This window comes from Kosakonia sp. HypNH10, assembly GCF_029850615.1.
GTDB classification, from domain to species: domain Bacteria; phylum Pseudomonadota; class Gammaproteobacteria; order Enterobacterales; family Enterobacteriaceae; genus Kosakonia; species Kosakonia cowanii.
Genome location: NZ_JAOTIU010000001.1, coordinates 1,095,260 through 1,118,270 on the forward strand (window position 1 = coordinate 1,095,260; position 23,011 = coordinate 1,118,270).

Consider the following 23,011-nt stretch of genomic DNA (forward strand, 5'->3'; position numbering starts at 1 on the left):
CCCTGAATAAAAAGGAGGAATTCATGTCATTACGGAAAAAGAGCCTGACCTCAGCGTGGCTGGCCATCCTGTTGGTCAGTGCCGCACCGGCATCTGCGGCGCTTAACGCCCAGCAGATCCTGAAAAAAAGCGATGAGGTACGTAACCCGGATCGCTCCTTCAGCCTGGTGACCACGCTTATCAGTTACAAAAATGGCAAACAGCATGAAACCAGCGAACTGATGCTCTACTCCCGGGTTGCGCCGGACGGCGGCCAGTTTCGCAGCCTGCTGCGCTTTATCAGCCCGCAGCGCGACGCCGGTAAACTGACGCTGAAAAGCGGTCGCGATTTATGGCTTTACGATCCCACAAGCCAGGCGAGCGTGCCGATTTCACCGCAGCAGCGGCTGATGGGGCAAGCCTCTAACGGCGATGTCGTTACCGCAAACTGGGCGGCAGATTACCAGGCAAAGCTGGTGGGGGAAGAGCGGATCCAGGATGGTGAGCGGCAGATGCGCGACTGCTACCACCTGCATCTGGAGGCGCAAAACAGAGACGCGGCCTATCCATCGATGGATTTATGGGTCGATAAGACCGACTTTAAGAGCCGCAAAGCAGAATTCTATGCCGTTAACGGCAACCTGCTGAAAACCACCTTCTATCGCCGCTATGCGCCCGTGCTGGGCGGCATCCGCTCGACCGAAGCGGTGATTATTGATGGGGTTAATGCGCACTGGGTTACCGTGCTGCGCCAGAAGGATTTCCAGTGGCGCGACGTACCGGAGTCCTGGTTACAGCGTGATTATCTCGCCCATTTCCGGGATGCGAATTCATGACACGATCGCCCCTTTCCCTTCTCTGGCTAATGCTGCTGGCCACGCTGCCAGCCGCGCCCGCGCTGTCGCAGGAGGATGAGACCCTGGCTGCCCTCGATCTGGCAGACAGCGCCGAGTTCAATCCCGATGCCTATCAGGCGCTGAATATGATGTTTGAAGCGGCCAGCAGCATCAATCATCAGCAGGAGAAAGAGCAGCGGCTGTCGCTGGATATGCGCCTGGACAAACCGCTTGGTGAGAAGTGGCGGCTGGTGCTCTCCAACCGCCTGGACAGCCGGTTTACTCACCGGCTCAGCGAAACCCGTTATACCAATACCCTGCGCGAAGCGTGGCTCAGCTACCACCTGACGCCGCAAATGATGCTGGATATGGGCCGCATTAACACCCGCTACGGCGTCGCGCTGGGCTATAACCCCACGGATTTTCTCGGCCGGGGCACGGTGCGGTCCATGACCTCTGCCGATCCGGAAACCCTGCGTAACAACCGCATGGGCAATGGGATGGTGCGCCTGCAACACTTTTGGGACAACGCCGCCGTTAGCGCGCTCTGGGCACCGAAAATCCGCAGGGGCAGCGCCGATCGCAGCGCCAGCCTCGACTGGCAGGCCAGCAACCCGCGCGACCGCCTGCTGCTGAGCGCCAGCTACCGCTTTGCGGAGAACTTCAACCCGCAACTTCTGCTGTTTAAAGAGCAGCAGCGTGAGCCGCAGTTCGGTCTCAACCTGTCGCGGGTGCTCTCCCGCTCAACGCTGATTTATGGCGAGTGGGCCGGCGGGCGTCAGCCCTACAGCTGGCAGGAGACGCTGCTACCGGAGAGCGAGTGGGATATCGCCTGGCGCAACCGCGTAGCGGCGGGCCTCACCTGGACCGGCGAGAGCGATCTGACGCTGCGGCTCGAAGGGCACTACAACGGCAGCGCCCAGCCGACCGTGGCCGGTCAGGATCCGCGCCGCAGCGTGCTGTTGCAGGCTTACTGGAAGGATTTTTTCGCACAGTACGATCTCAACCTGATCGCACAGCGGGATTTGCAGCGGCATAAGAATATGGGCTTTGCCGAACTGCGCCATCATCTTGGCCCGCTGGATGTGGCGTTGCAGTGGCAAAAGGTCTACCTGCTGAATCTGAGTGAGCGCCGCTGGCAGATCTCACTGGATTACTGGCTGTAAGCCATCGCCCAGCCGATGCAGGCGAGAATAATGGCCGGGCCAAATGGAAAGGGCTGCTGACGCGCGGCGCGAAAGAGCAGCAGCCCGCTCGCCAGCCCGATGAGTGCTGCAATTAGCATAATATCGAATAGCGCCGGTAAGCCGTGCCATGCGCCGATGCCGGCAAAGAGCTTCATATCCCCTCCCCCGATGCCATCGCATCCGCGCCAGCGCGCAAATCCATAATTCAGCAACCAGAGGATAAAAAAGCCGACTGCCGCAGCCAGCATATGCTCCTGTAGCGTCGGAAGAAGTGGCTGGCGTAGCCAGGCGCAGAGCAGCGCCAGCAGCATAAAGGGATACGTCAGCACGTCCGGCAGCAGCATATGGTCGATATCGATAAAAAACATCGCCACCAGCAGACTCAGCAGCGCCAGCGTCAGCAGCGCCGTCGGGTTGATGCCATCATGGGCAATTACCGCCGCGAACAGCAGCGCCATCAACGCTTCAACAGCCGGGTAGCGAACGCTTATGCGCTTCTGACAGCAGCGGCTGCGCCCGCGCAGCCACAGCCAGCCGAGCAGCGGAACATTGTCGCGCGCATTTATCCGCGTCCGGCAGTGGGGGCAAAACGACGGCGGCCAGCTCAGGCTTATCGCTTCCCCCTGCATCTTCCTCGGTAAACGGTAGATCACCACATTGATAAAACTGCCGAAGATCGCGCCGAGCAGCGCAAAAAAGAGGCTTTCCACAGGCTTATCGCTCCGGTTTATTAAGCAGCGAGCGGCAGGCAGAAGGGAGCGGTGCGGAGAGCACCTCCGGGGTTTTGAATATCCACTGTTCGTAGCGCTCCGCCTGTTTGAAGTTCTTTATCTCAGGCGGGAAGAGTTCGCGGCGCAGCGGCGTACCGCGGCCTTTGCTGAAGACGCCCACCCAGCGCCCCTGCTTGTCATAGCTCATCCCCCATTCGCGCGAGCCGGTGAGCGGATCGGCAAACCACTGGCGCAGATGCGCGACGGGCTTTTTATCGCGGCTGTCTTGCAGCAGATCCTCAAAGCCCAGCGGAAAGCAGCCGCTGCCGTTTTTCTGATAACTGTGGATCGCATTGCGGATCTGCACGCCGCGAAAAAAGAGCTCCTCCTCCTGCTGCTGGCGAAAGTGCACCTCGCGCGAGCGGGTCTCTTTCAGTAAGGAGAGCGAGAGCATAGTGAGCATCAGCAGCACCCACAGGTAGGTGAAACCGCCCTCTATTGAGATCTTACTCCTGCGCATGTTCCTGCTCCGGCAGGGAGGGCGAAGTGACATCGATAATCTGATCGTTTTCATCACGCTTCACTTGCCAGTTATCGCGTCGCTGGGTGACGGGATCTAACGGAATATCAAACAGGTATCCCTGCTCGACCAACTCCTCCAGTTGCTCCGGCCCGCTCAGGCGATCGTGACGCCAGGCGGCAATCGCCGCGCGCAGGGCATTGCGGTTATGCTGCAACACCACAATTTTTGCGCGCTCGGTTTGATTAAAAAAGCGCGGCGCGACCAGCGTCATCAGCGTGGCGATAATCGCCATCACCACCAGTAACTCGATCAGCGTAAAACCCTTTTCACCACTGCGCATACGGCACTCCATTCAGTCCGGGCTGCATGCTGGTGGAGCTGACATCCCAGATATCCTTCCCGCCGGTGCTTTCGCCGGGTGCCTGCGTTGAGGCGCGCAGCCGCCAGGTTTCGCTGTTCGGCTTGCCTTCACAGTCACAGAAGGGATCGCGCGGGATGGCGCGCAGCAGGTAGATCTTCTCCCGGTTGGCCGACTTTTTATTGATCACGCCATCCACCAGCTGATTCAGCGACACCGGCCAGTTCGACATATCCGCCTCTTTTTCGATAATCCCCTCTTCGCTCAGTTGCGCATAGCGATCGAGGGCGGTACGGATCTCGCGCAGCGCCACGCGCAGCGCCTCCTCGTTGCGCTGCTGGATCTGACGCTGGTAAATCGGGATCGCGGCGCTGGCAAGGGTGGCGAGCAGCGCCAGCGATACCAGCATCTCAATCAGCGTAAAGCCGTTGCGCTGCACCATTACTGCTTGCCTTTCGCAAGGGTTGGTGCCGGCACTTTTTTCAGCGCCGGAAAGGTGGCCGGTGGCGTCAGCGGCGGCGGCGCAAAGTGCGAGGCTTCAAGCGACTCCTCTGCGGCTGGCGGCAGGTAGACGCTTTCACCAGGCGCATCTTCGCTGCCCATCTCAATGGTGTTGATATGGGAGCCCGGCAGGTCAATGCTGCGCTCAATGGTCGGTGTGATCAGCAGCACCACTTCCGTCCGCTCATGGTTGCTTTCATGGCTGCCGAAGAATTTGCCGAGCAGCGGCAGATCTGCCAGCCCCGGCAGACCGTTCAGCCCTGTGCTGTCACTCTCTTTGATCAACCCCGCCAGCATCTGCGTCTCGCCATTCTGACTGCTGAGCACGGTGGCCGCGTCGCGGTTGTTGGTACGATAGTAAGCGACGCCATCTTTCGAGTGTTCGGCGCTGCCGATGGTGCTGAGGTTAAACTTCACATCCATTGAGATGGTGTTATCGACGCTGATATCCGGCGTGACTTCCAGTTTCAGGCCGACATCCTGATACTCCACCTGCTCTTGCGAAAAGCCCTCGGAGATACTGCTGGTCAGCACCGGGATGCGCTCGCCAATCTCTACCACCGCCTTTTTATTGTTTTTCACGCGGATGCGCGGGTTAGCCAGCACGCGACCATGGGAGCGGATCTTCTGCATATTGGCGCTCAGCCCCTGGCCGGAGCCGAGATTGACGAACATATTATTTTTATTCAGGGCGTTAATGGCGATGTTGCTGTTGCCGGACTCAATAGCGTTAAAGCCGATGCCAATCTGCCCGGGAAAGTTGATACCCAGGGATTCAACATCTTTGGCGTCCACTTCCAGCACTTCGACCGCCAGCGTCACCTCCGCTTCCGGACGGTCGAGGGTCAGCAACAACTGCTCGGCTTTTTCCACGCTTTCACGCGGGCCGCGAAAGGTCACCGAGTTGGTACGCTCATCGACATGGACATCGCGCAGCTTAATCAAGTTACGCAGCGCCACATTCAGCTCTTTCGCTTTGGCGTAACCAAGAAAGACCGTTTTCACCACCGTATCGCGGTAGAGCTTCTCTTTTTGCATCGTGGCGGGATAGATCAACAGCGTGTTGCCATTGAGGATCTTTTTACGCAGCTGGTTGGAGAGCAGCAGCAGATTGAGGGCGTTCTCCGCGCTGGTATCGTGGGCGATCAGGCTGGCGGTGGCCGCATCGGAGACATCTTTATCGTAGATGATATTGATGCCGGTAATCTGGCCGATGGCGGCGAAGATCTCCTTCAGATTATGTTTGCTGAAGGTAAAGCTTACGGGCTTGCGCAACTCGCGCTTGATCTTCTTCTCCGGCTGATTCTGCACGGCTATTTCACGCATCAGACGGTCGCGCATCTCTGCCGCCTGCGGCCAGCCGGGCGACTCTTCAAGGATCTGCTGGATTTTAGCTAGCGCCTGCTCCGGGTCAGTTTGATACTGCGCCCGCGCCTGTTGGTAGAGCTTATCCAGCACGCGCAACCGGTCGATTTTCTGTAATCCCTGCTGCGCGACAAAGTGGCCCGGCTGATAGCGCAGCACCGCTTCCCACGCGCGGCTCGCTGCAACATAGTTATTTTTCGCCGCCGCCTGGCGGGCGGTCGCGATATAGCCCTCCACCAGTTGTGTCACCAGCAGTTGCCGCTGCGTTCGCAGCTCAACGTCCTGCGGGTGGTTTTTAAGCTGGCTATCGATACGCTGCAACGCATCAAGCAGCGACGCCGTCTTGACGGGCGTGGCACCTTCCGGCGCAACCGGTTTGCTGCTTACGCAGCCCGTCAGCAGCGCAAGGGCACATACCATAGTGAGAATCGGTTTTTTCATTGTGTTGTTACGGCTTGTGTAGTCAAAGAGTTAAGGCTGATGCTGTACGGCTCATGCCCCGGTAATGATTCAAAAAGCAGGTTGTCCTGCGCCATCGCCTGCAGTCGCCAGTCGGGCGTGATCAGGCCGCCAGGCCGGATATACCCCGCTTTACGACAGGCATCACAGAGCAGCCAGTTACGTGCGCCATCCGTCAGGATGACGATGCGCATGCCGTTGCGGATCCACAGCCCCACCGCGCGAAAAGGAAAGGTGACGCTTTGCGCCTTTGCCACCGGCGCGGGCGCGGCCGCTTTCGTTACCGGCGCGTTATAGACCGGGAAGAGATCGGCAATCGCGCTGGCATCATCCGCGACGCGTAGCGGGCGGTTCGCCTGGCGCGGCGGCCGCATCTCATCTGGCGCAGCCTGGCTCATCTCAGGCCCGTTTTCTGCACCTTCGTCGGTGAGATGCACCCAGAGAAGCAGCCCGGCGGTCAACAGCAGCAAGAGTTTGAGATATCGCGGCAGCTTCATGACGCCTCCAGACCCGATGCCAGGCTCAGCGTTAACTGCAATGTGATCAGCAGATGGCCGCTCTCCGGGCTGGCGCGGCTGATGGCGAGCCTGTCGACATGAAAGATCAGACTTTTACTCATGGTGATGAGGGATCGCGTCAGGTTTTTCCACTCGCCCTGTAGCGGAATGGTCAGCGCCAGAGCGCGTTGACGCCCTTTGCCGTTTTTGCCGAATTGATAGCGGCTGCCGTCAACCTGCAGGTGGTTCTGCTGAAAAATGTCGAAGACCGCTTTCACCTGCTGATACTCGGTATCATTCAGCGTGCGCTGTAAAAGAGCCGCGCTATTGTCAGGCTGCGGCGAGAGCGCCAGCGGTTTATCTAATTGCAGCTCCAGCTGCGCATTTTCACTGAGCAGCAGGCGGTTTTCCGGGGCAAGGGCACACTGCCAGTAACCGACCATCAGCAGCGGTACGAGCGCCGCCAGCAGCGGCACCCTGCCCGTTTTTTCCACCAGAGAGGCCAGCGACCAGCGTAGCCAGGGTAAAGAGAGGGAGAATCTCATATATTCACTCAGAGCCGGGGGTTATTGGGATAGATGACTATCAGCGTGGCGTTGACCGCCCATTTCTGGCTGAGCTCCTTTGACGGCGTGTGGTTTTGTAGCTCAACCCGCGCCGGGATCGCCTCCAGACGGGTGCTGAAATCGAGCAGCGCCTCAAGCGACATCGCTTTTACCTGCAGCCGCACCACTTTTTTCTCCGGCTCAACGCTGACGTTCATGATCGCCACATCGGGCAGGAGTAATTTCGCCAGCGGGTTCAGCATCGCCACCACCTGCATGGCGGCTCTGGCGTCCGGCTGATGTTTTTTCATGCGCGCCGACAGACCACGGACAATCTCATCCCGCTTCGCCACCGTCTCCAGCAGGTGTTGATGCTGGCGCTGTAGCGCGTCGCGCCGTTGATAATCGTTCATACTCGCCAGCAGCAGCCCGCCGGTCAGCAGCAGCACAACCACCATTACCGGCAAGGCTGCGCGTGGACGATAGTGAAAACAGGGAGCGGCCCAGCCTTTAAAAGCCGATATGGAAAACATTCTCACTCCCCCACGGCATCAATATTGTTGAGAAAGTAGTGCGGAACGGCGTTGTCCAGCCCCATCAGCCGCGCGGTCTGGGCAACCTGCTGCTGCGCGTTCACGCCCGCGTCATTGTGCAGACACCACGCCTGCTGCCACTCTCCGCGCTGGCGCGAGACAAAGATCGTCGACTGCTCATCACGCAGACAGAAGAGCGCATCGGCGGGAAGTGCGCCGCGCCATGCGCGAAGCTTTTGGTGCAGCGCGACATGAATACCGCCCACACGCAGTTTCCATTTATGGGCGGTGAGCAGTAAGGTCTGCCAGAGCGCTTCATCAATGGCCGCCGCCAGCGCCGTTGCGCCGAACTGCACCGAAATAAAGGCGGTTTTACACGCCAGAACGTTGCGCCAGAAAGGTTGCCTGGCGGCCTCGGTGGCGGCGAAGCTGCGTAACTCCTCCGGCGTGCTCAGCCCGGGCTGCCAGGGGACGGTAAAGTAGTGAATCCGGCTGCTGCTCAGGCAGAAACTGAGCTTTCCCCACCAGGGCATCGCCAGGTTGTGGGCGCTTAACAACTGATCGAGCGCCTCATCCAGCGCGGTCTGTGCGGTTAACGCTTGTTCGCCGAGCACCCGGTTGCCCCGGCGCAGCACCAGCCGCTGCGGATGAATGTCGCACTGCAACTCAGGCGGGAGGAGTGATAACACGGTTGATCTCCGAAAAAGTGGTTTTGCCCTCCAGCACCGCGCGAATGGCAACGTTATGCAGCGGGACAAAGCCTTCTGCTAAAGCGATTTCGCGCATCTGGCGCACCGAGGCCCGCATCTGGAGCGCCTCTTTCATCCTGTCGCTGAACGGCAAAACTTCCGCCAGCGCCAGCCGTCCGCGAAACCCGCTCTGCCGGCAGGCCGGGCAGCCGCGCCCTTTACGCCACACGGGTGTGAGCGTATGGAGCGCGCTCTGCTGCCACTGGTGAAGATCCTGTTCGCTCGGCTGCGCCTCCTCCAGGCACTGCGGGCAGATGCCGCGCACCAGCCGCTGCGCCAGCACCCCGCGCAGCGCGGAGAGCAGGCTGTTGGCATCGACGTTCATATAGAGAAAACGCTCCAGCACGCTGAAGACATCGTTGGCGTGTACGGAGGAGAGCACCAGGTGGCCGGTGAGCGCAGCCTGTACGGCGATGCCGGCAGTTTCGCTGTCGCGGATCTCGCCGACCAGAATGGTGTCCGGATCGTGACGCAAAATCGCGCGCAGGCCGCGGGCAAAGGTCAGCCCTTTTTTGTCATTGACGGGAATTTGCAGCACATCGTTAAGCTGATACTCCACCGGATCTTCAATGGTGATGATCTTATTGTCGCCGGTGTTCAGCTCGCTCAGCGCCGCGTAAAGGGTGGTCGATTTACCGCTGCCGGTCGGCCCGGTGACCAGCACCATGCCGTGCGGCTGATGGGTTAACAGGCGGATCTCGCGCAGCGTATGGTCGTCAAAACCCAGCGTCTCGAGGCTCAGCGTGCTGCTGTGAGACTTGTCGAGCACGCGCAACACGGCATCTTCACCATGAATACCCGGCACCACCGAGACGCGAAAATCGACCGGTCGCTGGTGGATCATCGCCTTGAAGCGGCCATCCTGCGGGATACGCCGCTCGGAAATATCCATGCTGCTCAGCACTTTAATACGCGAAATAATCTGGCCGGACGCCTGAATGCCCGGGCAGTGACGGATGGCGTGGATAACGCCATCAACGCGGTATTTGACCGCCAGGCCATCCGGCGCGGCGCTAAGGTGGATATCGCTGGCGCGGCTCTGGATCGCATCATAGAGCGTGGCGTTAACCAGTTTGATAATCGGGTTGCTTTCACTGGCGATATTGCCGGGGGTGATCTCAAGGATCACCTCATCTTCGCCCTCTTCGTTCGCCTGCTGCTCTAGCTGATCGAGCGTGCGCTGCTGGCGGGTCAGCGCTTCCAGCTGCTCGCGTAACCAGCCGGGCGAGGCGATAGCAAGGGTAACCGGCAGCCGCTGCGCCCACTGACGCAGCGCCAGCGAAAAGGGATCGCTCAGCAGCAACCAGTGCTGGTCGCGCCAGCACACCGGAAGGACATGCATCGAAAGCGCCTCATTGAGGGGGATATGCTGAAAATCGACGGTGACCTCATCTTCGGCCTCCGGCGCAAAGAGGGCGATGCCGAGGGCGTCAGCAAGCGCGGGCAGCGCGGCAGGCTCGGCGTCAACCAGCTTTTCAAACGCCTCGCTGCGCTGGGCTTCATCAACCGCCAGCAGGTTATCAACCAGGGCGGAAACTTCCGGCTGCGACATCATCAGGACATACTCCCGGCCATCTCAAAAATGGGCATATAGAGGAGAAACACCACCAGCCCGACAATGCCGCCGACGATCATCATCAGTAACGGCTCAAACACGCGGGTGAAGGTGTCGATGGCGCGCTCCAGCGCCTCGTCATAAAAGCTGGCGATGCGCTCGCACATCCCGGCTAACTCCCCGCTGCGCTCGCCCACTTGCAGTAAACGCATCGCCACCGGGGTGGTTAAATGCTGGCTCTCCAGCGACTCCGAAACGCTCTTGCCCGCCATCACATGCTCTACCACGGTGTTGAGCTGTGAGTGGTGGCTGACCGGGATCACCGACTGAGCGAGGCGTAACGCGTGGGTAACCGGGACGCCGCCATCTAGCAGCAGCCCGAGGGTGCGATAGAAACGCACCAGAATGGTGAGAAACTGCTGCTGGCGAAGCTGGGGGATTTTCATCGCGGCTCTCATCAGTTGCTGTCTGGTCCAGCTCTGTTTACACACCAAAATCAATGCGCCAATGGTGACGATGGTGCCCATCAGTAGCTCCGGCCCCGACTGCTTGACCAGTTGCCCCCACCATAAAATCAGCTCAGCGCTGCGGCTGAGCGTGTTCACCCCTTCAAACACCTGGGAAAAGCTCGGCACGATAAAGCCCAGCAGGAAACAGACAATCAGCCCGCCGACCGTCAGCACAATCAGCGGGTAGGTTAAAGTGCCGCGAATGCGTTTGCGCAGTTGCTCAAGGCGCTGTTCATAGAAGTGGTAGCGTTTCAGCGCGTTGGCCAGTTGGCCGGTTTGTTCAGAGGAGGCGACGGTGTTAACTAATAGCGGCGGGAAGATATCGGGTTGGGCGGCCATCGCCTGCGATAACTGGCTTCCGGCGTAGAGCTTCTCCAGCAGCCCTTCCAGCATCTCCAGCGCCTGTTCATCGCTGGAGCAGGCGCAGAGGGTCTCGATCGCTTCGGTCACCACCAGCCCGGCATCCAGCAGCGCCATCAGCTCCTGCGTAAAGAGCGTCAGCGAGACGCGCTTTGCCGGGTGCTGCGCCTGTTGTGCCACGCGCAGCACCACATAACCTGCCTGCTGTAACTGGTGTCTGGCTGAAATGGGCGTATCGGCCTGGGTGCGGATTTTTTTGCGTTTACCCTTTTCTAAATAGGTCACTTCCCAGGTGCTCATTTTTCCCATGCCGCGAACTCCTTCTCGTTCCTTTTCAGCCCCTGATAAATACGCGCCACTTTCTGGCTATAGCGCAGGCGTGCTAAATGGGTTTTCTTGTTACGGGCGTTCCCGGCGTTATAGGCGCCAACCGCTTCCCAGTTATAACCAAACTGGCGAATTTGCCCGGCCAGCACCCAGGCACCCGTTATTACGTTTTGGCAAGGGTTAGTAATAAGCGAGCGCGCGGTGATGTGATATTGCTTGAGCTGTGCGAAATGCTGGCTGTTAATCTGCATTAAGCCGACATCCGTGGAGCCATTACGGTTTTTGTGCACCACCGTCGGCGATAAGCCCGATTCAATCACAGCGATCGCTTTTAATAATGCTGGCTCAATACCGTAACGCGCGCCCGCACGTTGCCAGCAATGGGCTTGCGCGCTATGCCCCGCCAGCAGGGTGAGTACCAGCACTAGCCGAATCATTATCAAAAGCCGTAGACAATGGCCTTGCCATTATTATCGGTGGTAGAAATATCCACTTCGAATACGCTTTGCGATTGTCGGCTCGGGTTGTGCCACTGATAGGCTTTACCCCATGGATCATGAGGAATTTTTTGCGCCAGATAGGGGCCGTTCCAGTTATTGACGTTATCGGGCTTCTCGACCAGCACATTTAACCCCTCGGCTTCTGAAGGATAACTACCGGTATCGAGCCGATATTGCGTTAATGCATCCGCAAAGGCGTGCATCTGGCGTAACGCGGTTTTTTCTTTTGCCTGATCAACATTGGAAAATAATTTCGGGCCAACAAAGCCGGCCAGCAGCGCAATGATCATTAATACCACCAGCAGCTCGAGCAGTGTAAAACCCTGCTGCTGATTAATCTTAAGGCGTTGTTGATAATTCATGATTCAGTTGCTCACTCAAAGAATTGCCGTTCACCGTGGCTATTCTCCCCCGATGCAAAAGAGACGAAAGCTGATTGCTCCCGCAGCATTAAAGAATGCTCTACCCGCGCGCGGAAATCTCTTTTCGGTAAAAGGCCGCTGATTTTTCTTACTGGTCAGATAGAAATAACATCAGGAACGCCGTATGGTGCTTTTGTACTCTTCATTCCTACAGGACGTTGGGAGGATAATTAATGCCAATTAATATATTGATTGCCGATGAGCATACGATAATACGCCGGGGGATGACCTCGATGATTAACTCTCTGAAAGCCAGTAATATCAATACAGAGAGGTTAGATATAGAGGTTGTCGGCGACACACATGAACAAACAGAACTGCTGAATATTCTCGCAAATAAACAAGTTGATCTTCTTTTCCTCGGCTACGGGCTGACAACAATAAAAACCGGAAGCCCCTTATCAGAATTAGATGGCATCGCGCTGGTAAAATGGATTTCAGGCCGTTACCCCAAAACAAAAATCATCTTCTTATCTCCGTACAACAACACCAATCTTATTCGAATCGCCCTCGAAGCCGGTGCCAAAGGGTATATCAGCCGTAATACCAGTGAACGCACATTATGGCGCGCTATGGCTACTGTCTTAATGGACGAAGTCTATATTGAGCGCGGCTTAATGGACTCCCTTTTTCGCCGCGATGCCATTACACCGCAGGAGTTATCAACGCGCGAAAGTGAAGTATTACGCCTGCTCTGCCGTGGTCTCTCATTAACCACCATCTCCAGACGTATGAATATCAGCATTAAAACGGTGAGCGCTCATAAACTGCGGGCGATGGCGAAACTGAATGTGCGAACCGACTGTCAGCTCTACTGCCTGCTGTTCCAGACGCGAATGTTTGATATCGCGATGTAACCGCAAGGCCAGCGATTTCACTCTACACCGCCACTGCGCAAGCGTGATAAAACAGGGCCATCTACGTGCTATATGGCCCTGTTTTGTCTGCTGCGCTTATTTCACCTCGCTCCAGACTTCATGCTCGCCCGGCAGGTTACCCTTCGTCCACCAGCGCGCCTGATACTCCTTCCCGTTAAACGTCACCCTGTCGCCGCCAACATAGACAGTGTCGTTATGCCACTGCGCCGGAAGATCGCTCTGGGGATCCTCGTCCGGTGCTGGCGCGGGTGCGTTATGACCGCCGAAATCAACATCAATCACGTTGTAAAAGGTAGCCCCCGTATCAGCAACATCCCACGCTGCAAGGATCACATGGTAGCCTTCGCGCTCGGGAACCGTGCATTCATGCGGCAGATCCGGGCCGGTGCTGGGCTGAATATTTTTCCCTTCGATATGACAAAAAGGCTCTGCCTCAAAGGAGGCGCGCGTCAGCGGCTTCGCGGGATCCCAGTCGCTTTTCGTCAGGTAGTAGTCCCACGATTTAGTTTTGTGCGGTGCGGTATAGGTCCAGGTGAAAGCATGTTTACCTGCGTTAATGGGGTGCTTCGCCCAACGCGTTTCATTCTGCTCATCCAGCCGCCCCATTGAGGCTAATCCCGCGCTGGCGAGATGACCATCCGCAGGCCCTTTACTGGCCGCAGGAAAACCATCAGGCCCCTCAACGCTTTGCATCTCATACAGCGGGCCGCTACCGCACTCTTTATTTTGATAGCCCATATTGGCATTACACATATACGCGCGTGACGCCGGGAGAGAGACATAGCCATGCGCCAGCGCACCGCCGGCCATACATAATGTAATAACTGCCAGGCCTATTTTTGAATAATTCATACCTACTCCGTTTATTAGCGAAATAAATCCACGGCGTTAAATTAATCACTTATTGCCCCAACAGTAATATCAACCTTCTTTTATCTCTTCAGATGCTGCGCAATAAATCGAGGAAAATTCCCAGCGAGAATAAATAAAAAAAAGCCGCAATAAAAATATTGCGGCTAAAACATCAAAAAGATTAACTCAACTAGAACTTACTCAACTACTTGCCACACTTCATTCGTGCCTGGTTCATTACCACGTGTCCACCAACGTGCTTTATATTCAAGCCCTTTCCACGAGACTTTATCACCGCCAACATAAATCTTATCGCTCTTCCACTCATCAGCAGCGGCGGGGTTATCCGGGTTTGTGACGCTACCCTCCTCCGGAACGTGCTTGATGGTCAACGTCAACGGCAGGGAGTCATGCTCACCATCGTTTACCGTCAGGTTGAAGACCAGCGTGCTCTCCTGCTCCGGCGCATTGAGCGTAAAGCTCGCTTTCTGCTGGTTAGCATTATTCAGCGTCACATGGGGGCCAGAAACCTGCGTCCAGCTCCAGCTTAGCGCTGCGCCCTCCGGATCCGTTGAGGCGGAGCCATCAAGCACCACGGTGTCGGCACCGGTCACCGTTTGCGGATAAACGGCTTTCGCCACGGGAATGTGATTCTCCACCTGCGGTACGTCACCACCCGCCGCCTGCTTCATCTCGTTGATGTAGCTCACCTGATCAGGGAAACTCATCTGCACATTATTGGAGCCGAGCGCCCAGACGAAGACACCGCCGTATCCCTGCTCTGCCTGCCAGGCAGCACGCTTCAAATTATTCTCTTTTGATTCAACATAGCGGCCTTCCGGCCCCCACTGGGAGTTAATGGTGTTGCCGAGAATAACCTTCTTCTTGTCGCCCACCGCACGCGCATAGTTAGCCATTGCGACGTCATAGCGGAAACGTGGACCGGCGTCATAAGTCATGACATTAAAGAAGTCGAATACATCGCGCCCGGCGGTGAGCAGCCATATCACTTCGCCGTGATGGGTGGAACGGGCATCTTCAATAAACGAGCAGTTTTCCATCACCGACGGTCTGGAGCAGGCTTCTGGATCGGCCCCGACGTGATAGGTAGTCAGGCTCAACACTTTACCGCTGTTCGGCCCAAGCAGCTCCTTGACGCGTTTCGCCAGGATAAGCAGGTTTACGTTCTCCTGCAGCGTCAGGCGCGCCACTTTTTCATAGTCGAAATCAATGCCATCCAGTTGAACCGTGCCGGCTTTCTGGAAGCTGGCCATATTGCAGGTTTTATCCCAGTTGGCGCTTAAACAGCCGCCCACCATCTCTTCCGGCTTCATATCCTTTTTGTAAACCGGGAAGTCGGTTTTCAGCAGTTTAACCAGCCCCTGCGCAATCTTTTCGCGGCTCGCCGGATCCCCGAGATAGCCCCACATTCTTTCATAGGTCTCGCCACCGAAAGCCACCAGCATACGTTTAGATGGCGCAGCCAGCTTGGCCTGTGTCCAGGAGGTATAGGAGGGAGAGAGCCAATAAGGGTCATACTCAGCAGGCGTAACGATGTTGTCAGAGGAGGAGATATCTCCATTCTGATTCCAGCCGCCAAAAGAGAGGAAGAAAGTATCAACATTGGACTTCTCTAACTGGGTCGCGGCATCCTGTGGAAGACCCCAGGATGTCAGATAACTCATGATGCGGTTATTTTCAGCTGCTGACACCGATTGCGTCAGCAATACCGAGCCAATCAAGGCAGCTAAAGAGAGCTTTTTCAATGTAACCTCCTGTTACAGGGTAAGTAATTATTCTGTCCTCCATATTAATCTCTGCCATTAATAATCCTATTAGCGCCCTCTTTTGCAGGTTGAGAAGCGAGAGGTATTAACAAGGAAAATTCCTGGCAATAATAGATGCGGGTTTTTATTCGCTAATTAGCCCGGCGTTTATATTATCCATTTGGCGATCTCCTGCTGGCTACAGGGTTTAAATAAGCAGCCATCCATGCCGGAGTTTTTGCACTGTTCAATGATTTCCGCCTGAGCAAGAGCGGTAAAACCCAACAGCGTCGCGCGGGGAATAGCCTGTTGCTGCTCCTGAATACGAATGGTTTTCGCAAGCTGAAAGCCATCCAGCAGTGGCATATTGCAATCCATCAAAATGTAATCAAACGGTTTATCGGCATGCCATTTTGCCAGCGCCTCTTCTCCGCTTTGTGCTTCTGTCACCTGGTGGCCGAGCAGTTCGAGCTGGTGGCGCAGCAGTAGCAGGTTTGGCCGGTAGTCATCAACAATCATCACCCGCTTGCCCGCAGCGGCCGTAACCGGTATCGCGGGCAGGTTTCGCTGCGCAGGATAAGGCTCGGGAGACGCCGGTAAAGTAAGTTGCAGGGTGACGCGGGTGCCTTCGCCTGGCGTACTGGTAAGGGAGAGTTCCCCCGCCATTAATTCGCATAGCGCCCGACTGATGGCGAGGCCAAGGCCTGAACCGTTTTGTGCGCGATCCTCACAGGGGCCGAACTGCGCAAAAGGGGTAAAAAGCTGCGCCTGATGTTCTGGCGCAATGCCCGGCCCGGTATCGGTGACGGTCAGCGAAATTGCAACCTGCTGCGCATCCATTATGTGGTGGCAGAGCGTAATGCGGATCTCCCCTTCGCGGGTGAATTTAATGGCGTTACTCACCAGGTTGGAGAGGATCTGCTTATAACGCCCGGGGTCAATCAGCACCGGGCAGCGCTCGCCGCCGACAACTGAAAAGTGGAGAGCAAGCTGCTTCTGTTCGCTCGCTTCTTCAAAAAGCAGCACCACGGCGCGGGTGAGGTTAACTAACTCCTGCGCAGACGGCTCAAGGATCATATGACCCGACTCAATGCGCGACATATCAAGAACATCACCGACTAACGACAGCAGATCTTTTGCCGCGTCGTGCGCCACTTCCAGCATCGGCTGGGCATGTTGCCTCTGCGCATTCTGTTTAATTTGTAACTCCAGAATGCCCAGAATCGCATTAAGCGGCGTGCGGATTTCATGGCTTACCATGGCGAGAAAGTGGTTTTTCATAAGATTTGCGGCTGCCGTCTCATCGTGCGGCAGGTTGTGCCTGCGCTTTCTGCGCTGTGCGAGCCCGTAAAACAGCAGCAGGAGAAGCACGCCCGTACATATGGCGCTCAGCAAACCTGCATCATGCCAGCACGCAGGAAGAGCGGCACGTGCAGGCAGAGAGAAGAACAACAGCCCCGGCACGCAAGTAAGCCATAAGAGGCGAGAACAAGGATCGCTGCGCATCATCTGCTCCGCTTAAATAGGTTCACCATTAAGATCAGGGAGAGCTATTTAACCGTCAGCATCACGTTAACAGTGCGCGGGTAACAGCCTCCTACATTGACGAAGCGACGCAAACAGCACGGAAATAAAATTGATGCGCATCTTTTCGCTCTCATGCGTGCTTATGACACCGTTATTCAGAAGCACGGGCAGGCGTTCCATAATGATGCAGCTCCGTCTGGCATGGCTCATGCCCAGCAGATGCCACGAGGATTTCATTCGGTGGGCAATATCTGCGATTGCCGTGAACGACGCCTGGGGAGGCAGGCTGTCGAGGTGATGGATATCATCCTTGAGGGTCTGGATAAGTACCGGGATCATCGCATCAACCACCGCCTGCTGCCCGCCTGCCAGTGCATTCAACTCGCTGAGGTTCGCCGTCGGCGGCGTGCTACAGACCAACGTTTCGGTTATCGGTAAAGGAAGAAGCCTGTCAAAACCGTTAAGACGCAGCAGAGAGGGATTTAAGGTTTCCGGGGTCGCGCTACAGGCCAGCAGTAACGCTGGCGGCGCGAAGGTGCCGATCAGCCCGGCCGCCAGCACCCTGTCGATAAGCATCAGGCCCGGAGTGGGTTGATGGGTTAAATCAATGACTAAGGCGTTCCAGCGCTGGCGGCGCAGCGCGCAGAGGGCGGATTCGCTATCCATGACGTCGATCTTATTAAGAACATCCGCCCGGCACTGCCGGGTTAATAGCCGCTGTTGCGAGGCGTTAAAAGTGACGAGCAGGTTTGCTGGCTTTGTCATCTTTATGTCGGCGATCAGCTGGCCAGCCCAAGCTGTTGCAACTGTTGGTAGAGCTCATATTCGGAGGTGACGCCGAGCTTGCGCATTGCGCTCTTCTTTTGTGCGCTAACGGTCTGTTTGGTGCGGTTAAGGCGGGTGCTGATATCGCTTATCGTTAAGCCGCGCAGCAGCAGACGCAACACTTCGCTCTCTTTTGGCGTCAGGCTGATGCCTGTCGGGGCGGTTGGTTTGCCGGGCGCAACTGTGCCGGTAACGCCTTTGATAAAATGCACGAGCTCCGTTGAGAGACCTGCTTTGCTGAGCACGGCATGCACGCCGAGCTGCCGTAACGCGCGTTCAATACCGGGGTTGTTGATCATTGTCACCACAATAATCATCAGTGTGGGCCAGCGCCGTTTAATTAGCTGGATAAGCGCGAGGCCATCGTTATATTTATCCCCTGGCATACTGAAATCGGTAATCAGAATATCGATATCAAAACTCTCGAGTTTGCTTATTACGTCATCGGTGGTGAGCGCCTCGTCAACAATATGATATTGCCCGGCAAGCGGTGAGAGTAATGCGCGCAGCCCCATTAAATAGATAGGGTGATCGTCTGCTATCAGGATCTTTTTTTCCATTACCATGCTTACGGATGTTGAGTTGGCATCGTTGTTACGAGAGTGGCGGCTACTCTAACAAAAACCTCCCGGTGCAGGTTGAATATTTATTAGTAATAGCGCGAGAGAAATGAATAAAATTGCAGAACCAATATAAATAACAAATAAAAATAATTAACCAATAAACACTATGTATATTTCAGGCAAAAAAAACCGCAACGTTACGCTGCGGTTTTTTATTATTGCTCGTTTGTTACGGCAGAATCGAGGGCTGATCCGCCCCCTCTTTTTCCACTTTCTGCTGCAGGAGATGCTCGCGCTTCATCCCAAGTTTCAGCGCCAGCGCTGAAGCAACATAGATGGAAGAAGCCGTACCGATTGAGACACCGATCAGCATCGTCAGCGAGAAGCCTTTCAGCATCGCGCCGCCGAAGAGATAGAGCATCAGGATCACCACCAGCGTTGTGCCGGAGGTAATCAAAGTACGATGCAGCGTCTGCGTCAGTGAGATGTTGAAGATCTCATACGGCGTACCGCGACGGATCTTACGGAAGTTCTCACGGATACGGTCCGATACCACGATACTGTCGTTGAGCGAGTAACCGATCACCGACATCAGCGATGCCACGATGGTCAGATCAACCTCGATCTGGAACAGCGACAGCACGCCCATGGTAATGATGACGTCGTGCGCCAGCGCGATAACCACACCCGCCGCCAGACGCCATTCGAAACGGAAACCGACATAGACAAGGATGCTGATCAGCGCCACCAGCAGCGCCATGCCGCCGGTTTGTGCCAGATCCGCGCCCACGCTCGGGCCGACGAACTCAATACGCTTCACGGCGGCATTCTGGCTGGTCGCTTCGTTAATCACGCTAACCACTTTGCTGCCCAGCAGCTGCCCGCCGTTATCGCTCTGCGCGGGCGGCATGCGAACCATGATGTCGCGGCTGCTGCCGAAGTTCTGCAGCAGCGGATCCTGGAAGCCCGCTTTCTCCAGCGCTTCGCGCATGACGTCCATATCCGCCGGTTTCTCCAGCGAGATCTCAATGACCGTACCGCCGGTAAAATCCAGGCCCCAGTTAAAGCCGCGAACGCCCATCACAACGATGGAGAGGATCAGCAGCGCGCCGGAAATGATAAAAGCCCAGTTGTCCCAGCGCATAAAGTCCCAGACTTTACGGCCATGGTTCAATTGTTCAACAGTATAATCCTGTGCCACAACGCACTCCTCAGATAGACAGCTTGTTAATGCGTTTGCCGCCGTACAACAGGTTGACGATGGCACGGGTACCGACAATAGCGGTGAACATGGACGTCGCCACACCGATACCGGTGGTGATTGCAAAGCCTTTGATTGAGCCAGTACCGACCGCGTAAAGGATAAGTACTTTGATCAACGTGGTGATGTTGGCATCGAAAATGGACGAGAACGCGCCCTGATAACCTTCGTGAATCGCCTGCTGTACGGATCGCCCGTTGCTCAGCTCTTCTTTGATACGTTCGTTTATCAGTACGTTAGCATCCACCGCTACCGCAAGGGTTAGCACGATCCCCGCAATCCCCGGCATGGTCAGTGTTGCACCCGGCAACAGGGACATAATGCCGACAATCAGCACCAGGTTCGCCAGCAGCGCAGAAGTCGCGATCAGGCCAAACTTCTTATAGAAGAAGAGCATGAAGATGATCGACACCGCCAGACCAGCCAGACACGCTTCCAGACCCTGAGTGATGTTCTGCGCCCCGAGGGTTGGACCGATGGTACGCTCTTCCACGATCTGAATCGGCGCAATCAACGCACCCGCGCGCAGCAGCAGTGAAAGCTGACGTGCTTCGTTGGCGTTTTCGATACCGGTAATACGGAAGCTGTTACCAAGGCGAGACTGGATATTGGCGATGTTGATCACCTCTTCCTGCTTCACCAGCACCGCGCGACCGTTGGCGTCTTTCTTACCGCTGTCTTTATACTCCACGAACAGGGTCGCCATCGGTTTATTGATGTTGTCCTTGGTGAAGTTGGACATGATGTTACCGCCCGCGCTATCCAGTGAAATGTTCACCTGCGGCACGTTGTACTCATCCATACTTGAGGTTGAGTCGGTAATGTGGTCGCCGGTGAGGATCACGCGTTTGTAGAGCACAACTGGCCGCCCATCACGTGTCTCTTTCACTTCGGAATCACCCGGAATACGACCATTTGCCGCAGCGGAAGCATCGACATTGGTGTTAACCAGACGGAACTCAAGCGTTGCGGTCGCGCCAAGGATCTCTTTCGCGCGCGCCGTATCCTGAATACCCGGCAGTTCAACCACAATGCGGTCAGCGCCCTGGCGCTGCACCAGCGGCTCGGCAACGCCAAGCTGGTTGACACGGTTACGCAGGATATTGATGTTCTGCTGAACAGCATATTCACGGGCTTCGCTCAGGCGCGCATCGCTCATCACCACGCGCAGCACGTTATCGCCCTGATTAGAGAAGACGAGATCGCGATGACGGCCGGTCAGGTAGGTATTCGCCTGATCGCGCGCCGCGCTGTCGCGGAACTGAATGCTAAGACCATAGTTATCTTCCTTACGCACGGTGGAGTAAGGAATGCCTTTTTCCCGCAGATCGCTGCGCAGGCTGTCGATATTCTGTTCCTGCAATTTGCCCAGCGCCGTTTGCATATCCACTTCCATCAGGAAGTGAACCCCGCCACGCAAGTCGAGGCCGAGTTTCATCGGTTCCGCTTTCAGGAGGGAGAGCCAGCGAGGCGTTGCCGGTGCGAGGTTGAGCGCGACAACATACTTGTCGCCTAATACGCTGAGCAGGACTTCGCGGGCGCGCAGCTGGGTGTCGGTCGATTCAAAGCGAGCAAGTACCGTGCCCTCTTCCATCGCCACAGATTTCCAGCTGATCTTTTCTTTTGTTAGTTCGTTCCGGACCTGGATCAGAGTTTGTTCGCTGGCGGCGACACCGCGCGCGCCAGAGATCTGAACAGCCGGATCCTCACCATAGAGGTTGGGAAGTGCGTAAAGCAGGCCGACGATAAGGACGACGACCAGCATGATGTACTTCCACAAAGGATAACGGTTTAACACGGCAGTTCCCTTTGGGAAAAACGAAAATTACAGCGCCTTCATGGTGCCTTTCGGCAGAACGGCAGCTACGAAGTCACGTTTGATTACCACTTCAGTGGTGTCGTTCAGTGCGATAGCAATGTAGCCGGTTTCCGCTACTTTGGTTACGCGCCCAACCAGACCACCGTTGGTCAGCACTTCATCGCCTTTCGCGATGGAGTCCATTAGCTTTTTATGCTCTTTGGTACGTTTTTGCTGCGGGCGCAGGATCATGAAGTAGAAAATCAGACCAAATACAACCAGCATCAGGATCAGAGACATCGGGCTGCCCTGTGACGGTGCGCCTGCTGCCGCTACCGCGTCAGAAATAAAAAAGCTCATTCAAATTCCCTCATTATTAAATTAATCAACGTTCAAAGGTGGAACCGGTCGACCCTGACGCTGGTAAAAATCTGCTACGAAGCTCTCTAATTTACCCTCTTCAATAGCCTTGCGTAAACCAGCCATTAAGCGCTGATAGTAGCGCAGGTTATGAATGGTATTGAGACGCGCGCCCAGTATTTCGTTGCAACGATCGAGATGATGCAAGTAGGCGAGCGAATAATTGCGACAGGTGTAGCAATCACACTCGGCATCGAGCGGGCTGGTGTCGCTTTTATATTTTGCGTTACGAATTTTCACCACGCCGTTGGTCACGAACAGATGGCCGTTACGCGCATTACGCGTCGGCATGACGCAGTCGAACATATCAATGCCGCGACGCACGCCTTCGACCAGATCTTCCGGTTTACCTACGCCCATCAGGTAACGCGGTTTATCTGCGGGGATCTGCGGACAGACATGCTCCAGAATGCGGTGCATATCCTCTTTCGGTTCGCCCACAGCAAGACCGCCGACAGCGTAGCCATCAAAGCCTATCTCTACCAGACCTTTGACGGAGATATCGCGTAAATCTTCGTAAACACTGCCCTGAATAATGCCGAACAGCGCGTTTTTGTTGCCCAGACCGTCAAAGCGGTCGCGGCTGCGTTTCGCCCAGCGCAGAGACATCTCCATCGAGCGTTTTGCGTAATCCCAGTCCGCCGGGTACGGCGTACACTCGTCAAAGATCATTACGATATCGGAGCCGAGATCGTACTGAATCTCCATCGATTTTTCCGGATCGAGGAAGATCGGATCGCCGTTGATTGGGTTACGGAAGTGAACGCCCGCTTCGGTGATTTTGCGGATATCGCCGAGGCTGAACACCTGGAAGCCGCCGGAATCGGTGAGGATTGGCCCTTTCCACTGCATAAAGTCATGGAGATCGCCGTGCAGCTTCATGATCTCCTGCCCCGGGCGCAGCCACAGGTGGAAGGTGTTACCCAGAATGATCTGCGCGCCGGTGGCTTCGACCTCTTCCGGGGTCATCCCTTTTACGGTGCCGTAGGTGCCAACAGGCATAAACGCCGGGGTTTCAACCACGCCGCGCTCAAACACCAACCGGCCGCGGCGGGCGCGTCCGTCGGTGGTATCCAGTTCGAATTTCATCTTTTCTCCAACACCAGATAGACAGTCTGATGATTACTCTCTGTTGCGGATTCACTCCACAACCTCGAATTGGCCAATCCGCACGCAAGGCGTTATTGGCGCAGCCACTCTGGACGC

At 56.1% G+C, this 23,011-nt stretch carries 25 protein-coding genes; 3 read left to right on the top strand and 22 right to left on the bottom strand.

Annotation, left to right across the window (positions count from 1 at the left end):
- Window positions 1-23: 23 nt before the first annotated feature.
- Complete coding sequence (locus N7V53_RS05300; RefSeq protein ID WP_023481889.1) at window positions 24-815, top strand: outer membrane lipoprotein-sorting protein; 792 nt, start codon at window positions 24-26, stop codon at window positions 813-815.
- Entirely contained in the window at window positions 812-1,981 is a 1,170-nt protein-coding gene (locus N7V53_RS05305; RefSeq protein WP_279792510.1) for a hypothetical protein, read from the top strand. The genes N7V53_RS05300 and N7V53_RS05305 overlap by 4 nt, the downstream gene beginning before the upstream one ends.
- Here N7V53_RS05305 and N7V53_RS05310 read toward each other — a convergent pair.
- The 13 genes from N7V53_RS05310 to gspG are packed head-to-tail and all read right to left on the bottom strand — an operon-like array spanning window position 1,969 to window position 11,855.
- A complete protein-coding gene (locus tag N7V53_RS05310; protein WP_279792511.1) occupies window positions 1,969-2,712 on the bottom strand; it encodes a prepilin peptidase in 744 nt (247 codons plus the stop codon). The genes N7V53_RS05305 and N7V53_RS05310 overlap by 13 nt on opposite strands.
- Before the next feature lie 4 nt (window positions 2,713-2,716).
- A complete protein-coding gene (locus tag N7V53_RS05315; RefSeq protein ID WP_279792513.1) occupies window positions 2,717-3,232 on the bottom strand; it encodes a hypothetical protein in 516 nt (171 codons plus the stop codon).
- Window positions 3,219-3,575 carry a prepilin-type N-terminal cleavage/methylation domain-containing protein gene (locus tag N7V53_RS05320; protein WP_023481897.1) on the bottom strand — a complete coding sequence of 119 codons (357 nt, stop codon included), beginning with the start codon at window positions 3,573-3,575 and terminating at the stop codon, window positions 3,219-3,221. The genes N7V53_RS05315 and N7V53_RS05320 overlap by 14 nt, the downstream gene beginning before the upstream one ends.
- Entirely contained in the window at window positions 3,562-4,035 is a 474-nt protein-coding gene (locus tag N7V53_RS05325; RefSeq protein ID WP_023481933.1) for a type II secretion system protein, read from the bottom strand. Before N7V53_RS05325 ends, N7V53_RS05320 begins: the two co-directional genes overlap by 14 nt.
- Complete coding sequence (locus tag N7V53_RS05330) at window positions 4,035-5,900, bottom strand: secretin N-terminal domain-containing protein (protein WP_279792518.1); 1,866 nt, start codon at window positions 5,898-5,900, stop codon at window positions 4,035-4,037. The genes N7V53_RS05325 and N7V53_RS05330 overlap by 1 nt, the downstream gene beginning before the upstream one ends.
- Window positions 5,897-6,415 carry a hypothetical protein gene (locus N7V53_RS05335; RefSeq protein ID WP_279792519.1) on the bottom strand — a complete coding sequence of 173 codons (519 nt, stop codon included), beginning with the start codon at window positions 6,413-6,415 and terminating at the stop codon, window positions 5,897-5,899. The genes N7V53_RS05330 and N7V53_RS05335 overlap by 4 nt, the downstream gene beginning before the upstream one ends.
- Window positions 6,412-6,960: a hypothetical protein gene (locus N7V53_RS05340; protein WP_023481910.1), complete on the bottom strand. Its 549-nt coding sequence runs from the start codon at window positions 6,958-6,960 to the stop codon at window positions 6,412-6,414. Before N7V53_RS05340 ends, N7V53_RS05335 begins: the two co-directional genes overlap by 4 nt.
- 8 nt (window positions 6,961-6,968) lie before the next feature.
- The gene (locus N7V53_RS05345) at window positions 6,969-7,493 is read right to left on the bottom strand and encodes a hypothetical protein (RefSeq protein ID WP_279792522.1); all 525 of its coding nucleotides are present in this window, start codon (window positions 7,491-7,493) and stop codon (window positions 6,969-6,971) included.
- 2 nt (window positions 7,494-7,495) lie between these two features.
- Window positions 7,496-8,182 (bottom strand): hypothetical protein, encoded by a 687-nt coding sequence (locus N7V53_RS05350; RefSeq protein WP_279792523.1) that lies wholly within the window; start codon window positions 8,180-8,182, stop codon window positions 7,496-7,498.
- Window positions 8,160-9,797 (bottom strand): GspE/PulE family protein, encoded by a 1,638-nt coding sequence (locus tag N7V53_RS05355; RefSeq protein ID WP_279792524.1) that lies wholly within the window; start codon window positions 9,795-9,797, stop codon window positions 8,160-8,162. Before N7V53_RS05355 ends, N7V53_RS05350 begins: the two co-directional genes overlap by 23 nt.
- Complete coding sequence (locus N7V53_RS05360) at window positions 9,797-10,975, bottom strand: type II secretion system F family protein (RefSeq protein WP_279792526.1); 1,179 nt, start codon at window positions 10,973-10,975, stop codon at window positions 9,797-9,799. Before N7V53_RS05360 ends, N7V53_RS05355 begins: the two co-directional genes overlap by 1 nt.
- Window positions 10,963-11,418: a transglycosylase SLT domain-containing protein gene (locus N7V53_RS05365; RefSeq protein WP_279792527.1), complete on the bottom strand. Its 456-nt coding sequence runs from the start codon at window positions 11,416-11,418 to the stop codon at window positions 10,963-10,965. Before N7V53_RS05365 ends, N7V53_RS05360 begins: the two co-directional genes overlap by 13 nt.
- Before the next feature lie 14 nt (window positions 11,419-11,432).
- Window positions 11,433-11,855: a type II secretion system major pseudopilin GspG gene (gspG, locus tag N7V53_RS05370; protein WP_023481896.1), complete on the bottom strand. Its 423-nt coding sequence runs from the start codon at window positions 11,853-11,855 to the stop codon at window positions 11,433-11,435.
- Between the two features lie 233 nt (window positions 11,856-12,088).
- Between gspG and N7V53_RS05375 the strand changes: the two genes are divergently transcribed.
- Window positions 12,089-12,772 (top strand): response regulator transcription factor, encoded by a 684-nt coding sequence (locus N7V53_RS05375; RefSeq protein WP_034814117.1) that lies wholly within the window; start codon window positions 12,089-12,091, stop codon window positions 12,770-12,772.
- 96 nt (window positions 12,773-12,868) lie between these two features.
- Here the strand turns inward: N7V53_RS05375 and N7V53_RS05380 are convergent, their stop codons facing one another.
- From N7V53_RS05380 to tgt, 9 genes are all read right to left on the bottom strand, one after another.
- A complete protein-coding gene (locus N7V53_RS05380; RefSeq protein WP_279792528.1) occupies window positions 12,869-13,645 on the bottom strand; it encodes a lytic polysaccharide monooxygenase in 777 nt (258 codons plus the stop codon).
- Window positions 13,646-13,842: 197 nt separating this feature from the next.
- Window positions 13,843-15,411: a glycosyl hydrolase family 18 protein gene (locus tag N7V53_RS05385; protein WP_279792530.1), complete on the bottom strand. Its 1,569-nt coding sequence runs from the start codon at window positions 15,409-15,411 to the stop codon at window positions 13,843-13,845.
- Window positions 15,412-15,579: 168 nt separating this feature from the next.
- Window positions 15,580-16,692: an ATP-binding protein gene (locus N7V53_RS05390; RefSeq protein ID WP_279792531.1), complete on the bottom strand. Its 1,113-nt coding sequence runs from the start codon at window positions 16,690-16,692 to the stop codon at window positions 15,580-15,582.
- A gap of 291 nt (window positions 16,693-16,983) precedes the next feature.
- The gene (locus N7V53_RS05395; protein WP_279792532.1) at window positions 16,984-17,703 is read right to left on the bottom strand and encodes an Hpt domain-containing protein; all 720 of its coding nucleotides are present in this window, start codon (window positions 17,701-17,703) and stop codon (window positions 16,984-16,986) included.
- Between the two features lie 14 nt (window positions 17,704-17,717).
- Complete coding sequence (locus N7V53_RS05400; protein WP_279792533.1) at window positions 17,718-18,323, bottom strand: response regulator; 606 nt, start codon at window positions 18,321-18,323, stop codon at window positions 17,718-17,720.
- Between the two features lie 232 nt (window positions 18,324-18,555).
- Window positions 18,556-19,527: a protein translocase subunit SecF gene (secF, locus tag N7V53_RS05405; RefSeq protein ID WP_023481942.1), complete on the bottom strand. Its 972-nt coding sequence runs from the start codon at window positions 19,525-19,527 to the stop codon at window positions 18,556-18,558.
- A gap of 10 nt (window positions 19,528-19,537) precedes the next feature.
- Window positions 19,538-21,385: a protein translocase subunit SecD gene (secD, locus tag N7V53_RS05410; RefSeq protein ID WP_279792534.1), complete on the bottom strand. Its 1,848-nt coding sequence runs from the start codon at window positions 21,383-21,385 to the stop codon at window positions 19,538-19,540.
- 27 nt (window positions 21,386-21,412) lie between these two features.
- Window positions 21,413-21,745: a preprotein translocase subunit YajC gene (gene yajC / locus N7V53_RS05415; RefSeq protein ID WP_023481946.1), complete on the bottom strand. Its 333-nt coding sequence runs from the start codon at window positions 21,743-21,745 to the stop codon at window positions 21,413-21,415.
- Between the two features lie 21 nt (window positions 21,746-21,766).
- Entirely contained in the window at window positions 21,767-22,894 is a 1,128-nt protein-coding gene (gene tgt, locus N7V53_RS05420; protein ID WP_023481912.1) for a tRNA guanosine(34) transglycosylase Tgt, read from the bottom strand.
- Between the last annotated feature and the right edge of the window lie 117 nt (window positions 22,895-23,011).